The organism is Herbaspirillum sp. Her3 (assembly GCF_057961275.1).
This window is the reverse complement of record NZ_CM176328.1, coordinates 4,579,514-4,594,009: the sequence shown is the minus strand read 5'-3', so window position 1 is coordinate 4,594,009 and position 14,496 is coordinate 4,579,514. Positions and strand designations below refer to the sequence as shown.

General features: G+C 62.7%; 11 protein-coding genes. 9 read left to right on the top strand and 2 right to left on the bottom strand.

Annotated elements, in window-relative coordinates; translation table 11 throughout:
- Window positions 1-15 precede the first annotated feature (15 nt).
- Together ACVC5H_RS20975 and ACVC5H_RS20970 are read right to left on the bottom strand one after the other, a co-directional pair.
- The gene (locus tag ACVC5H_RS20975) at window positions 16-975 is read right to left on the bottom strand and encodes a 2-dehydro-3-deoxygalactonokinase (protein WP_489619666.1); all 960 of its coding nucleotides are present in this window, start codon (window positions 973-975) and stop codon (window positions 16-18) included.
- Window positions 976-993: 18 nt separating this feature from the next.
- On the bottom strand, window positions 994-1,968 hold the full coding sequence (locus ACVC5H_RS20970; protein ID WP_489619665.1) for an aldose 1-epimerase: 975 nt from the start codon (window positions 1,966-1,968) through the stop codon (window positions 994-996).
- Window positions 1,969-2,502: 534 nt separating this feature from the next.
- On the opposite strand from ACVC5H_RS20970, the gene ACVC5H_RS20965 reads away from it, so the two are divergent.
- From ACVC5H_RS20965 to ACVC5H_RS20925, 9 genes are all read left to right on the top strand, one after another.
- Window positions 2,503-3,477, top strand: a complete 975-nt coding sequence (locus tag ACVC5H_RS20965) for an ABC transporter substrate-binding protein (RefSeq protein ID WP_489619664.1) — start codon at window positions 2,503-2,505, stop codon at window positions 3,475-3,477.
- 130 nt (window positions 3,478-3,607) lie between these two features.
- Window positions 3,608-5,158: a sugar ABC transporter ATP-binding protein gene (locus tag ACVC5H_RS20960; protein ID WP_489619663.1), complete on the top strand. Its 1,551-nt coding sequence runs from the start codon at window positions 3,608-3,610 to the stop codon at window positions 5,156-5,158.
- Entirely contained in the window at window positions 5,155-6,234 is a 1,080-nt protein-coding gene (locus ACVC5H_RS20955) for an ABC transporter permease (RefSeq protein ID WP_489619662.1), read from the top strand. The genes ACVC5H_RS20960 and ACVC5H_RS20955 overlap by 4 nt, the downstream gene beginning before the upstream one ends.
- On the top strand, window positions 6,231-7,253 hold the full coding sequence (gene yjfF, locus ACVC5H_RS20950) for a galactofuranose ABC transporter, permease protein YjfF (RefSeq protein ID WP_489619661.1): 1,023 nt from the start codon (window positions 6,231-6,233) through the stop codon (window positions 7,251-7,253). The genes ACVC5H_RS20955 and yjfF overlap by 4 nt, the downstream gene beginning before the upstream one ends.
- 218 nt (window positions 7,254-7,471) lie before the next feature.
- The gene (gene chvE, locus ACVC5H_RS20945) at window positions 7,472-8,545 is read left to right on the top strand and encodes a multiple monosaccharide ABC transporter substrate-binding protein (RefSeq protein WP_489619660.1); all 1,074 of its coding nucleotides are present in this window, start codon (window positions 7,472-7,474) and stop codon (window positions 8,543-8,545) included.
- A 229-nt stretch (window positions 8,546-8,774) separates the two neighbouring features.
- The gene (mmsA, locus tag ACVC5H_RS20940; RefSeq protein WP_489619659.1) at window positions 8,775-10,331 is read left to right on the top strand and encodes a multiple monosaccharide ABC transporter ATP-binding protein; all 1,557 of its coding nucleotides are present in this window, start codon (window positions 8,775-8,777) and stop codon (window positions 10,329-10,331) included.
- A gap of 82 nt (window positions 10,332-10,413) precedes the next feature.
- Window positions 10,414-11,625, top strand: a complete 1,212-nt coding sequence (mmsB, locus tag ACVC5H_RS20935; protein WP_489619658.1) for a multiple monosaccharide ABC transporter permease — start codon at window positions 10,414-10,416, stop codon at window positions 11,623-11,625.
- A gap of 84 nt (window positions 11,626-11,709) precedes the next feature.
- Entirely contained in the window at window positions 11,710-13,467 is a 1,758-nt protein-coding gene (locus tag ACVC5H_RS20930; RefSeq protein WP_489619657.1) for an IlvD/Edd family dehydratase, read from the top strand.
- A gap of 67 nt (window positions 13,468-13,534) precedes the next feature.
- Window positions 13,535-14,320 (top strand): SDR family NAD(P)-dependent oxidoreductase, encoded by a 786-nt coding sequence (locus ACVC5H_RS20925; protein WP_489619656.1) that lies wholly within the window; start codon window positions 13,535-13,537, stop codon window positions 14,318-14,320.
- The last annotated feature ends 176 nt before the right edge of the window (window positions 14,321-14,496 follow it).

Genomic DNA, 14,496 nt, shown 5'->3' with positions numbered 1-14,496 from the left:
GCGGGTTGGGGCGGATCAGGCGAGCAGGCCGGCGTGCTGCGCCAGTACCCACAAGCCTGCCTCGGTAGCGCCATCGGCCTGGCTGGCCGGGCCCAGTCCGTAGAGATCCAGCGCCAGCTGGTAGCGGCGGCACAGGCCGGTGTCCCCGATCAGGACGATGGCCGGTGCTGCAGGGTAAAGATTTTTCAGGGCGGCGATTTCGTGGCCGATCAAAAGGCCCGAGAGATAGTCCGGCTGCGCTTGGGCCGCCAGCTCGCCGGTCAGGCCCAGGGTGCGGCTGCTGAAGATGTTGGAGAGCACGCCGCTCTTGCCCTGCGCACTCTGCGCCACACCGGCACCGCGCAGGAAGGCGGCATCATCGGCCACCTCGGGCTTGTGCATGGTGCGGCCCAGGATGGTGTGGCCGCACAGGGCGCCGTAGACTTCGCCGGTCATGAAGGTATCGAAATGCTCGATGCGGCCTTCGACCACCCGTACCCACTTGGAGTGCGTACCGGGCAGGCCGATCAGCAGCTCACGCTCCTGGCGGGTTTGCAGGGCGCCGATGACCTGGGTCTCTTCGCCGCGCATGACGTTGGGCAGGGCACCGTGTTCCAGCAGGCCGGGCACGATCCACAGCGGACGGCCCAGGCCGGTATCGACTTCGGTCAGCTGGCGGGCGATCAGTGCGGGCGCGAGTGGCACGTTCAGGTAGGCAGCCTCGCGCCAGCCCTGCTTGCTGCCGACCATGCCGGCGGCGATCAGCGGTGCGCGCGGTGCCGCCTTGAGCCAGTCGCCGCAGGCCGCTTCCAGGGCGGCGCGGTAAGGCGCATGGGCATCCTCGCCATGGCCCACGGCCGGCAGGTTCATGATGCCCCAGGGATGGGCGCGGCGCTCCACCACCTGGCCGTGGCCATCGAAGCGATAGCAGCGCAGCGAGGAGGTCCCCCAGTCGAGGGCGATCAGGGCGCAGTCTTGGTTATGCTCTTGGTTCATCGTCATTGCGGGCCGGCGTCAGCGCGCCAGGCTGGTGTGTTGGGTGCTGGCCTGCACCGGATCCTGGGCGATGTCGCAGACCGTGAAGCGGGTCAGCAGCACCATGTCTTCGCCGGGCGCCAGGGCGATCAGGCCGGGCTGGTTGGGCTGGTGGAAGGCATCGATGGGATGCGTGACCGGTTCCAGGCAGAAATACGGCAGGCCATTGGGGCGGAACATCAGCACGTAGCCGCTGCGGTCGGTGGTCTGCATCTGCAGGCGCAGGCCGCGCGTCGGGTCTTCGATCATGGCCAGGCCATCCCAGCCCTCGAAGCAGTTGTCGATCAGGCCGCCTTGCAGCGAGGCGGCGCGGTTGTAGTCCCAGCCTGCCGGCAGCTGGCGCGAGAAGCCGGTGGGGATGCGGTCAGGTCCGGACAGCCAGACACCGCGCGAACGGAATTGCAGGCGCGTCTGCGCGTCGTGCAGGAAGTAGGGATGCAGGCCCAGGCCATAGGGCAGGGTCTCTTCGCCAGTGTTGGTCACGCGCAGTTCGATCTCCAGCGCGTTTTCGCGCAGCGTCAGCAACTGACGCGCACGATAGACGTAGGGATTGCCGTCGCAGCGGTCCGATTCCAGTTCCAGCGTCATGCGATCCTCGGCCTGGGCCGCGATGGACCAGGCCTGGCGCCAGCTGTCGCCGTGGATGGGGTAGGGTTCGCCGGGGCGGTTGGGGGCCAGCGGGTAATGCTTGCCGTTGAAATCGAAGCCGCCGCCGGTGATGCGATTGGACCAGGGCAGCAGCGGGAAGCATGAGGTCGCATAGAGCGCGGCCGGATCGGCACTCCACGGACGCAGCAGCGGCAGCCACTTGCGTTCGCGCTGCCACTCCCAGCCGGCCAGTGCGCCGCCCAGCGTGGGCAGCACGTGCAGGCGCTGTCGCCCTGATTGCAGGGTATGGATTTCCGGCAGCCCCGGAGGACTGGTGCGGTGGGCATCGCTTGCTCGGGATGGCATGGTGTCTCGTATCTTGTTATGAAGTGCTGTGTGCATCGTCGGCACAGGAACGCGTTGTCCGTCGCGTCGTCCCCGATGGGGCTCTCTGAAGTCGTCGGCAGGAAGAAGGAGTGGGCTCACGTGGGTTTGCGCTCGGTCTTCAGGCGGGGCGCTTCAAAAAAATCAGGCCGATGCTATCACTGCACTCCGATAGGGAATAATGAAAAAAAGATCGCAAACGATATCAAAATTGCGCGTTCCTTGCCGGTGGCGGGAACGCCCACCCGGCATGCGCCAGCGTGGCGCGTCTGCCGGAGCAGGATGCCCCAACGATGTGCGAAACGATATCAAGAAACGTTAAAAATTCATTGGATACGAATTGGTCGCTTGCCTAATATGGAGCGCGAATCAAGGACGATCAGGGCTGTCCGCGATTCCAGCCGCACCGCGCCGCTTCCAACTCATACTTACAAGTCAAACGCAATTCGGCGCAGCGCACCCCAACGCATAAAACAAAGGGAAGTCCACAATTCCCTGCCAACGGAGACCAAGACAATGAACTCGAAGAGAAGAGCGCTTCTGGGCGCAGCCATTTGCATGGGCCTGGGTAGCAGCGCCATGAGCCTTTCGGCCTTTGCCGCCGACAAACCGCTGACCATGGGCTTCTCGCAGGTGGGCGCCGAGAGCGAATGGCGCACCGCCAATACCGTATCGATCAAGGAGGCGGCCAAAGAGGCCGGCGTCAATCTGAAATTCGCCGATGCCCAGCAGAAACAGGAAAACCAGGTCAAGGCAATCCGTTCCTTCATCGCGCAAAAGGTCGACGTGATCGCCTTCTCGCCGGTGGTGGAGTCGGGCTGGGAAACCGTGCTGCGTGAAGCCAAGGCCGCCAAGATCCCGGTCATCCTGACCGACCGCGCCGTCAACGTCAGCGACAAGTCGCTATATGTGACCTTCATCGGATCGGACTTCGTGGAAGAAGGCCGCCGCGCCGGACGCTGGCTGCTGGACAAGGCCAAGAGCATGCCGGCCGGCGACATCAACATCGTCGAACTGCAAGGCACCGTCGGTTCGGCACCGGCCATTGACCGCAAGGCCGGCTTCGAGGAAGTCATCAAGAGCGAGCCGCGCCTGAAGATCATCCGCTCGCAGACCGGCGACTTCACGCGCGCCAAGGGCAAGGAAGTGATGGAAGCCTTCCTCAAGGCCGAGGGCAAGAAGATCAACGTGCTCTTCGCCCACAACGACGACATGGCCATCGGTGCCATCCAGGCCATCGAGGAAGCAGGTCTCAAACCGGGCAAGGACATCACCATCATCTCCATCGATGGCGTCAAGGGCGCCTTCGAAGCCATGATGGCCGGCAAGCTCAATGTGACCGTCGAATGCAGCCCGCTGCTGGGCCCGCAACTGATGCAGATCGCCAAGGACATCAAGGCCGGCAAGGAAGTACCCAAGCGCATTACCACCGAGGAAGGCATCTTCCCGGCGGAGGTGGCGGCCAAGGAATTCCCGAACCGCAAGTATTGATCATGATGCCGGCATGACGGCAGCGCGCGCACACTGGAGGGCTCGGGGTGCGCGCGCTGCCGGTTTGGCCTGATGCGCACAGTCAGGGCGTGGCGTGCATCAGGGTTCCGATGGTTCTGATGGAGTTGCGATGACGATGTCTGTCGGGACGCAGGCGCGTCCCATGCTGGAACTGAGCGGTATCCACAAGGCATTCGCGGGCGTGAAGGCGCTCACCGATGTCGGCTTGCGGCTGTTCCCGGGGGAAGTGCATACCCTCATGGGACAGAATGGCGCAGGCAAGTCCACGCTGATCAAGGTGCTGACCGGCGTGCATGAACCCGATCAAGGCAAGATAGAACTGGATGGCCGCGCCATTGCGCCGGCCTCCACCCTGGAGGCCCAGTCGCTGGGCATCAGCACGGTCTACCAGGAAGTCAACCTGTGCCCCAATCTGTCGGTGGCCGAGAACATCTTCGTGGGCCGCTATCCGCGCCGCTTCGGGCGCATCGACTGGAAGAGCGTGCACGCGCAATCGCAGCAGCTGCTGCAGCAGCTGCAGATCGATATCGATGTGCGCGCGCAATTGTCGTCCTATCCGCTGGCAATCCAGCAGATGGTGGCGATCTCGCGTGCGCTGTCGGTGTCGGCCAAGGTCCTGATCCTCGATGAACCCACTTCCAGCCTCGACGAAGCCGAGGTGCAGCAACTCTTCAAGGTGCTGCGCCGGCTGCGCGAGCAGGGCATGGCGATTCTGTTCGTGACCCACTTCCTGGACCAGACCTACGAGATTTCGGACCGCATCACCGTGCTGCGCAATGGCGTGCGCGAGGGCGAGTATCTGGTGGACGAGCTGTCGCGGCTGGAGCTGGTCAACAAGATGGTGGGCGTGACGGCGGTCGATCATCGCAAGGTCGAGGCCGGTGCCGAGGCGCTGGCTTCGGGGCTGTCGGCCGATGAAGCCGGTGTGGGCGAAGTCTTCCTGCAAGCTGATGGCTTCGGCCGACGCGGCGTGCTGGCGCCGCAGGATCTGGAATTGCGGCGCGGTGAAGTGTTCGGCCTGTGCGGCCTGCTCGGCTCCGGACGGACCGAGATGGCACGCCTGCTGTTCGGTGCCGACCGCGCCGATTGCGGGGAACTGCGCATCGAAGGCCGCAGCGTGAAGCTCAACGTGCCGCGCGACGCGATTGCTGCCGGCATCGGCTTCTGTTCGGAAGACCGCAAGAAGGAAGGTGCGATCCTGGAACTGTCGGTCCGTGAAAACATCATCCTGGCACTGCAGGCGCGCCAGGGTTTGTTCCGTGTGCTGCCGCGCAAGCGCCAGAACCAGATCGCCGCCGATTACGTCAAGTGGCTGGGCATCAAGACCGCCGACCTGGAAACCCCCATTGGCCTGCTCTCCGGCGGCAACCAGCAAAAGGCCTTGCTGGCGCGCTGGCTGGCCACCGATCCGGGCATGCTGATCCTGGATGAACCCACGCGCGGCATCGATGTGCGCGCCAAGCAGGAGATCATGGATTTCGTCATCGCCATGTGCCGCAAGGGCATGTCCATTCTTTTCATTTCCTCGGAGATTCCCGAGGTCCTGCGCTGCAGCGACCGCATGCTGGTGCTGCGTGACCGCCGTGCCTGCGGCCAGTACCGGCGCGGCGAGCTCGATGAGCAATCGGTCTTGCAGGTCATCGCAGGAGAGGCCGCATGAGTGCATCCATGGATTCCAAACTGATTCCCGACAGCGCCGCCACCAGCGGCGCGCCGGTCTTCGCGGCGCTGCTGCGCCATCCGCTGGTGCGGCCACTGGCGGCGCTGGCCTTGCTGTTGTTGATCGACTTCCTGCTGGTGCCGGGCTTCTTCAAGCTGGAGATCAAGGACGGCCACCTGTATGGCGCGCTGATCGACATTATCAACCGCGCCGCACCGCTGATGCTGGCGGCGCTGGGCATGACCCTGGTGATCGCCACGCGCGGCGTCGATATCTCGGTGGGCGCGGTGGTGGCCATTTCCGGTGCCGTGGCGGCCGTTCTCATCGGCGGCAAGATGGTGGTGGTCAATGGCGTCTCTGAATACGTGAGCAACGTGCCGATGGTGTGGGCCTTGTGTGCGGCCATGGGCGCGGCACTGCTGTGCGGTGCCTGGAACGGCTTGCTGGTGGCCGGTCTCGGGCTGCAGCCCATCATCGCCACGCTGATCCTGATGGTGGCCGGACGCGGGCTGGCGCAGTTGCTCACGGACGGCCAGATCGTGACGGTCTACTACAAGCCCTTCTTCTTCCTGGGAGGCGGCTATCTGTTCGGCTTGCCGTTCTCGCTCACCATCGCCGGGGGCATGTTCGTGCTGCTGGCGCTGCTGATGAAGAAGACCGCGCTGGGCCTGTTCATCGAATCGGTCGGCATCAATCCGGTGGCCTCGCGCCTGGCCGGTATCCGCACCGCTGCGCTGATCTTTTTCGTCTACATGTTCTGCAGTGCCTGTGCCGGCCTGGCCGGGCTGATGATCGCCTCCAACATCAAGAGCGCCGACGCCAACAACGCCGGTCTCTTGCTGGAGCTCGATGCCATCCTGGCCGTCACGCTGGGCGGCACCTCGCTGGCCGGGGGCAAGTTCAGCCTGGTGGGCAGCGTCATCGGCGCGCTCATCATCCAGACCCTGACTTATACGATTTATTCGCTGGGCGTGCCGCCTGAAGTCAACATGGTGGTCAAGTCCATCGTGGTCTTCCTGGTCTGCCTGTCGCAGTCGCCGCAATTTCGCCGCATGTTGAGGATGTCCAAATCATGATGCTCGTTTCTTCCTTGCGGCGCGCTTCGCACGCGCCGTGGTTCACGTCCATGGTCACCGTGGTGTTGCTGGTGCTGATGCTGGTGGCCGGGGCGCTTGGCTATGATGGCTTCCTGTCGCCGCAGGTGATGTTGAATCTCCTGATCGACAACGCCTTCCTGCTGGTGGTGGCCATCGGCATGACCTTCGTCATCCTCTCCGGCGGCATCGACCTGTCGGTCGGTTCCGTGTTGGCGCTGACTACCATGGTGGCGGCCTTCCTGCTGCAGAACTGGCACTGGCCGCCGCTCCTGGTGATCGCTACCGTGCTGCTGATGGGGGCGGGCTTCGGTGCGGCCATGGGCGCGATGATCCACTACTTCAAGCTGCAGGCCTTCATCGTCACGCTGGCCGGGATGTTCCTGGCGCGCGGGCTGTGCTACCTCATCAGCATCAATTCCATCACCATTGATGAGCCGCTGTTCGTGGAGCTGTCGCAGACGCGGCTGGAGTTCGCCGGCCTGTTCATTTCTCCCAGCGTGGTCATCGCTTTGCTGGTGCTGGCCGTGGCAATCTGGATGGCGCACGGTACGCGCTTCGGCCGTGCCGTCTACGCCATCGGCGGCAGCGAGCATTCGGCGCTGCTGATGGGCTTGCCGGTGGGCCGCACCAAGGTCCTGGTGTATGCCTTCAGCGGATTCTGCGCATCGGTGGCGGGGGTGCTGTTTTCTTTCTACATGCTCTCGGGTTACGGGCTGCATGCACAAGGCGTGGAGCTGGATGCGATTGCGGCCGTGGTCATCGGCGGCACCTTGCTCACCGGCGGCTATGGTTATGTGGCCGGCACGCTCACCGGTGTGCTCATCCTTGGCGTGATCCAGACCCTCATTGCCTTCGATGGCACCCTCAGTTCCTGGTGGACCAAGATCTTCATTGGCGGGCTGCTGTTCGTCTTTTGCGTCGCGCAGCGTGTCATTTCACTGGGCGCCCTGCGCGGCCAACCGGCCGGATCGGCGAAAGCCGCGCCAGCCGTGGCTTAGGCGGGATTTTTTAAGCTTAATTAAGATAACTTTACATAGAGGGAGTTATACCGAAAAACATATCCATTACGCTCAAAAAATCATTAGAAATGTATTGGTAAAGCAATTAATGTAGAGCCCGCAAAACAGTTGCTCTGCATGACATTCATCAGAAATCGCGGCGCTGTTTTAGATAACTACAACACGCCATTCCAACAATGAGACTGGAGACTCGAAGCATGAAAATCAAATCCGTATTGAGCGGCATTGCCCTCGGCCTGGGCGTCACCCTGATGTCCATCAGCGCACAGGTGAGCGCACAGAGCAAGGCACTGGTCGGCGTGGCCATGCCCACCAAGTCCTCGGCCCGCTGGATCGCCGACGGCAACAACATGGTCAAGGTCTTGAAGGAAAAGGGCTACCAGACCGACCTGCAATACGCCGAAGACGACATCCCCAACCAGCTGTCCCAGATCGAGAACATGCTGACCAAGGGCGCCAAGGTGCTGGTGATCGCCGCCATCGACGGCACCACCCTGACCGACGTGCTGCAGAAGGCCGCCGACAAGGGCGTCAAGGTCATCGCCTATGACCGCCTGATCCGTGGTTCCAAGAACGTCGACTACTACGCAACCTTCGACAACTTCCAGGTCGGAGTGCTGCAGGCGCAATCGCTGGAAAAAGCCCTGGGCCTGAAGGAAGGCAAGGGTCCGTTCAACATCGAACTGTTCGGTGGTTCCTCGGACGACAACAACGCCTTCTTCTTCTACAACGGTGCCATGTCGGTGCTCAAGCCCTACATCGACAGCGGCAAGCTGGTGGTGCGTTCCAAGCAGATGGGCATGGACAAGGTAGCGACCCTGCGCTGGGATCCGGCGACCGCACAAGCCCGTATGGACAACCTGCTGTCGGCCTTCTACACCAACGCCAAGGTCAACGCCGTGCTGTCCCCGTATGACGGCCTGTCCATCGGTATCCTGTCCTCGCTGCGCGGCGTCGGCTACGGCACCCCGCAACAGCCGTTCCCGTATGTCTCGGGCCAGGATGCGGAAGTGCCTTCGGTCAAGTCCATCATCCGTGGCGAGCAGTACTCCACCATCTTCAAGGACACCCGCGAACTGGCCAAGGTCACCGTCGGTATGGTCGATGCCGTCCTGGGTGGCAAGCAGCCCCAGATCAACGACACCAAGACCTACAACAACGGCGTGAAGGTCGTGCCGTCCTACCTGTTGAAGCCGGTCGTGGTCGACAAGTCGAACTGGAAGGAAATCCTGGTTGGCAGCGGCTACTACACCGAAGCACAACTGAAGTAAGCATCATCCGGTAGCAAGCGGGCGCGCCGCATTCCGATGCAGGCGTTGCCCGTGGCAACATCTCAGCACTCAACAAGAACAAGAAAATACCGCAAGAAGAACAGCATGGTCCCGCTCTGTGCGGGACTAATTCTTTCAGGAAGTCGCGCTTGCCCCACTGCAACGCGCAAGAGACAAACAAGTCCGGCTACGTGATTCACGCCAGGCCGGCAAAAGAGAGGTCAGCATCATGAGCAACATTCTGGAAATGCGCGGCATCGAGAAAAGCTTCCCGGGTGTGAAGGCGTTGAACAACGTCAACCTGGCGGTGCGCGAAGGCGAGATCCATGCGATCGTCGGCGAGAACGGCGCCGGCAAGTCCACGCTGATGAAGGTGCTCTCCGGGGTCTACCCGCACGGCACCTATTCCGGCGATATCGTCTACAAGGGTGAGGTGCGTGCCTTCAAGGATATCCGCGACAGCGAACACCTGGGCATCATCATCATCCACCAGGAGCTGGCCCTGGTGCCGCTGCTGTCGGTGATGGAAAACCTCTTCCTTGGCAATGAGCAAGCCCGTGGCGGCGTGATCGACTGGGAGCAGTCCTACGTGCGCGCCAAGGAACTGCTGGCCAAGGTGGGCCTGAAGGAGTCGCCGCTGACCAAGGTGGGCGACCTGGGCGTGGGCAAGCAGCAGTTGATCGAGATCGCCAAGGCGCTCTCCAAGGAAGTCAAGCTGCTGATTCTGGATGAGCCGACCGCCAGCCTGAACGAAAGCGACTCCGATGCCTTGCTGGAACTGCTGCTGGAACTGAAGCGCCAGGGCATTGCCTCGATCCTGATTTCGCACAAGCTCAACGAAATTTCCAAGGTGGCCGATTCCATCACCGTGCTGCGCGACGGCACCACGGTCGATACCTTCGACTGCCGCGCTGAACCGATCAGCGAAGACCGCATCATCCAGCACATGGTGGGCCGCGAAATGGCCGACCGCTATCCGCAGCGCGACCCGCAGATCGGCGAGGTCATCTTCGAGGTGCGCGACTGGCGCGTGCACCACCCGCTGCACTCGGACCGCCTGGCCATCAAGGACGTCAACATGACCGTGCGCGCCGGCGAGATCGTCGGCATCGCAGGTCTGATGGGCGCGGGCCGTACCGAACTGGCCAAGAGCATCTTCGGCCGTGCCTACGGCAAGAAGATCAGCGGCCAGGCCTTCCTGCATGGCAAGCCGGTGGACCTGTCCACCATCGAGAAAGCCATCGACAAGGGTATTGCCTACGTCACCGAAGACCGCAAGGGCGATGGCCTGGTGCTGGAAGACGACATCAAGAAGAACATCTCGCTGGCCAACCTGGGCGGCGTTTCCGAGCACACCGTCATCGACGAGGCGCGCGAGTACAAGATCGCTGCCGACTTCAAGGCGCAGATGCGCATCCGCTGTTCCAGCGTGTTGCAGAAGGTGGTCAACCTCTCCGGCGGCAACCAGCAGAAGGTGGTGCTGTCGAAGTGGCTGTTCTCGCAGCCCGAGGTGCTGATCCTGGACGAACCCACGCGCGGCATCGATGTCGGCGCCAAGTTCGAGATCTACAACATCATCAGCAAGCTGGCGGCCGACGGCAAGTGCATCATCATGATCTCGTCGGAAATGCCGGAACTGCTGGGCATGTGCGACCGCATCTACGTGATGAACGAGGGCCAGTTCGTGGGCCATCTGCCCAAGGCCGAGGCCACGCAGGAAAACATCATGCGCGCCATCATGCGCAACAAGCGCATCGATGAGCCCGGCCTGTCCCGGGCCGCCTGAACGCAAGACACCAAGCCGGAGCCAAACCGGCGGCAACACCCATAAAGTCCATCAAGACCAGAGAGTACCGAGGAGCAAGACAATGGAGAGCATTGACATGAGCAAGAAACCGGTCGTCGCCAGCGGCGCCGTCGAGAAGAAGGACTACGGCAGCTTCCTGAAGAACAACATGCGCGAATACGGCATGCTGATGTCGCTGGTGGCCATCATGGCCTTCTTCCAGATCATGACCGACGGCACGCTGATGCGTCCGCTGAACCTGACCAACCTGGTCCTGCAAAACAGCTACATCGTCATCATGGCCCTGGGCATGCTGATGGTGATCGTGGCCGGCCACATCGACCTGTCGGTGGGTTCGGTGGTGGGCCTGATCGGTGCACTGGCGGCCGTCCTGATGGTGGATTACGGCTGGGGCTTCGTGCCGGCCTCCATCGTCTGCCTGATCGCCGGTGGCCTGATCGGCGCGGCGCAGGGTTACTGGATCGCCTACTTCAAGATCCCGTCCTTCATCGTCACCCTGGCCGGCATGCTGGTCTTCAAGGGCATGGCGCTGGCGCTGCTGCAAGGCCAGTCCCTGGGCCCGTTCCCGCAGACTTTCCAGATGCTGTCCTCGGGCTTCATCCCTGAGCTGACCGGCAACGCCACCTTCCGTACCACCTCCCTGATCGTGGGCGTGATCGCGGCCGTGGTGCTGATCCTGGTCAAGCTGCATGGCCGCCGCAAGCAGACCAAGCACGGTATGGAAGACGAGCCGGTCACGTTCTTCCTGCTCAAGAACGCCATCTTCGCGGCCGCCATCATCGCCTTCAGCTACCTGCTGTCGACCTATCGCGGCATGCCCAACGTGCTCATCATCATGTTCGCGCTGATGGTGCTCTATACCTTCATCACCAGCCGTACCACCCTGGGCCGCCGTGTCTACGCCGTGGGCGGCAATGAAAAAGCGGCCAAGCTGTCGGGTATCAAGACCGAACGCGTGTCCTTCTTCACCTTCGTCAACATGGGCGTGCTGGCCGCGCTGGCCGGGCTGATCTTTGCGGCCCGTCTGAACACGGCGACCCCCAAGGCCGGCCTGGGCTTCGAGCTGGACGTGATCGCCGCCTGCTTCATCGGTGGCGCCTCGGCCTCGGGTGGCGTGGGCAAGGTCATGGGCGCGGTCATCGGCGCCTTCATCATGGGCGTGATGAACAACGGCATGTCCATCATGGGCATCGGCATCGACTACCAGCAGATGATCAAGGGCCTGGTCCTGCTGATGGCGGTTTGCTTCGACGTCTACAACAAGAACAAGTAAGCCGGATGAGGCAAGGCGGGCGCAGTGCCCGCCTTTTGCATTCGGCACCAGATCCTTCGTTTTCTGTCATTCGGGAATTCAACAATGAGTAGCGACAAAAAAGACAAGAGCCGCACCCTGCGCTCGGCCGGCTGGTTCGGGACCGCCGACAAGAACGGTTTCATGTACCGCAGCTGGATGAAGAACCAGGGCATCCCCGACCACGAGTTCCAGGGCAAGCCGGTCATCGGCATCTGCAATACCTGGTCCGAGCTCACGCCCTGCAATGCCCACTTCCGCAAGGTCGCCGAACACGTGCGTCGCGGCATCATCGAAGCCGGTGGCTTCCCGGTGGAGTTCCCGGTGTTCTCCAATGGCGAATCCAACCTGCGTCCCACCGCCATGCTGACCCGCAACCTGGCCAGCATGGACGTGGAAGAATCCATTCGCGGCAATCCCATCGACGCCGTGGTCCTGCTGACCGGCTGCGACAAGACCACGCCGGCCCTGCTGATGGGCGCGGCCAGCTGCGACGTGCCGGCCATCGTGGTGACCGGTGGCCCGATGTTGAACGGCAAGCACCAGGGCCGCGACATCGGTTCGGGCACCGTGGTGTGGCAATTGTCGGAACAGGTCAAGGCCGGTGAAATCACCATCCACGACTTCATGGCGGCCGAAGCCGGCATGTCGCGTTCGGCCGGTACCTGCAACACCATGGGTACCGCCTCCACCATGGCTTGCATGGCCGAGTCGCTGGGCGTGTCGCTGCCGCACAATGCCGCCATTCCGGCCGTGGATGCGCGCCGCTACGTGCTGGCCCACCTGTCCGGCATGCGTATCGTCGACATGGTGTGGGAAGGACTGACCCTCTCCAAGATCCTGACCCGCAAGGCCTTCGAAAACGCCATTCGCACCAATGCTGCCATCGGCGGTTCCACCAACGCGGTGATCCACCTGAAGGCCATCGCCGGCCGCATCGGCGTGGACCTGGAGCTGGAAGACTGGACCCGCATCGGCCGTGGCACCCCGACCATCGTCGACCTGCAGCCGTCGGGCCGCTTCCTGATGGAAGAGTTCTATTACGCCGGTGGCCTGCCGGCCGTGCTGCGCCGCCTGGGCGAAGCCGACCTGCTGCCGCACAAGGATGCCCTGACCGTCAACGGCCAGACCATGTGGGATAACGTCAAGGATGCGCCGATCTACAACGATGAAGTGGTGCGCCCGCTGGCCAAGCCGCTGATCGAAGATGGCGGCATCTGCATCCTGCGCGGCAACCTGGCCCCGCGCGGTGCCGTGCTCAAGCCCTCGGCGGCCACGCCCGAACTGATGAAGCATCGCGGCCGTGCCGTGGTCTTCGAGGACTTCAACCACTACAAGGAACGCATCAACGATCCCGACCTGGACGTCGATGCCAGTTGCGTGCTGGTGATGAAGAATGTCGGCCCCAAGGGTTATCCGGGCATGGCCGAAGTGGGCAACATGGGCTTGCCGCCCAAGGTGCTGGCCACTGGTGTGAAAGATATGGTCCGTATTTCGGATGCGCGCATGAGCGGCACCGCCTATGGCACCGTGATCCTGCACGTGGCGCCGGAAGCGGCCGCCGGCGGCCCGCTGGGCATCGTCCAGGATGGCGACTTCATCGAGCTCGATGCCTATGCCGGCAAGCTGCAGCTGGACATCAGCGAAGAAGAGATGCAACGCCGCCTGGCCGAGCGCGCCAAGGTACTGGCCGAGCGCAAGCCGGAAATGGCCGGTGGCTACCAGTCCCTGTACGTGGACCGCGTGCTGCAGGCTGACGAAGGCTGCGACTTCGACTTCCTGGTCGGTTGCCGTGGCGCGGCCGTGCCCAAGCATTCGCACTGATCTTCACCTCACTCCATCCGAACCGATGCCCACGCCTGGCGTGGGCATCGCAGAGCAAGGAAACTCCATGAGCAACACTCCCCAGAACGTACAACTGGCGAGCTTCCCCAGCCTGAAGGGCAAGCGCGTCTTCATCACCGGCGGTGGCACCGGCATTGGTGCGGCCATCGTCGAAGCGTTTGCGCAACAAGGTGCACACGTCGCATTCGTCGATATCGCCACCGAAGCCAGCGAAGCGCTGTGCAATGAAGTGGCGGCGGCCGGTCATCCCAAGCCGCTGTTCCGGCATTGCGACCTGCGCGACATCCCGGCATTCCAGGCCACCATTGCCGAGCTGCAAGCTGAGCTGGGCGACTTCGACGTGCTGGTCAACAATGCCGCCAACGACCAGCGCCACAAGCTGGAAGAGGTGACGCTGGAATACTGGAACGATCGTATCGCCATCAACCAGCGTCCGTCCTTCTTCGCCGTGCAGTCCGTGGTGGAAGGCATGAAGCGCCGCGGTGGCGGCTCCATCATCAACTTCAGCTCGATCAGCTGGCACCAGTCCGGTGGCGGCTTCCCGGTCTACACCACGGCCAAGGCCTCGACCCTGGGCCTCACGCGCGGCCTGGCTCGTGACCTTGGTCCGCACAAGATCCGCGTCAATACCGTGACGCCGGGCTGGGTCATGACCGAACGCCAGATCAAGCTGTGGCTGGATGAAGAAGGCAAGAAGTCGATTGCCCGCAACCAGTGCCTGCAGGGCGACCTGCTGCCCTGGCACCTGGCGCGCATGGTGCTGTTCCTGGCTGCTGACGACAGCGCGATGTGCACCGCGCAGGAATTCATCGTCGACGCCGGATGGGTGTGAGGATGGCATTGGCGACGGTGTAGCCGCAGCGATGCCTGCGCCGTCGTGCCGCTGCAAGAGAGTCGCCAGACGGCGACTCTTTTTTTGCGCAAATTTTGCGCAAACGCTCGCATCCAGGAAAACGTCGGCCAGGCTGCCTGGGAATGTGTTCAAAAGCTGTATGACAGCTTCAAAAA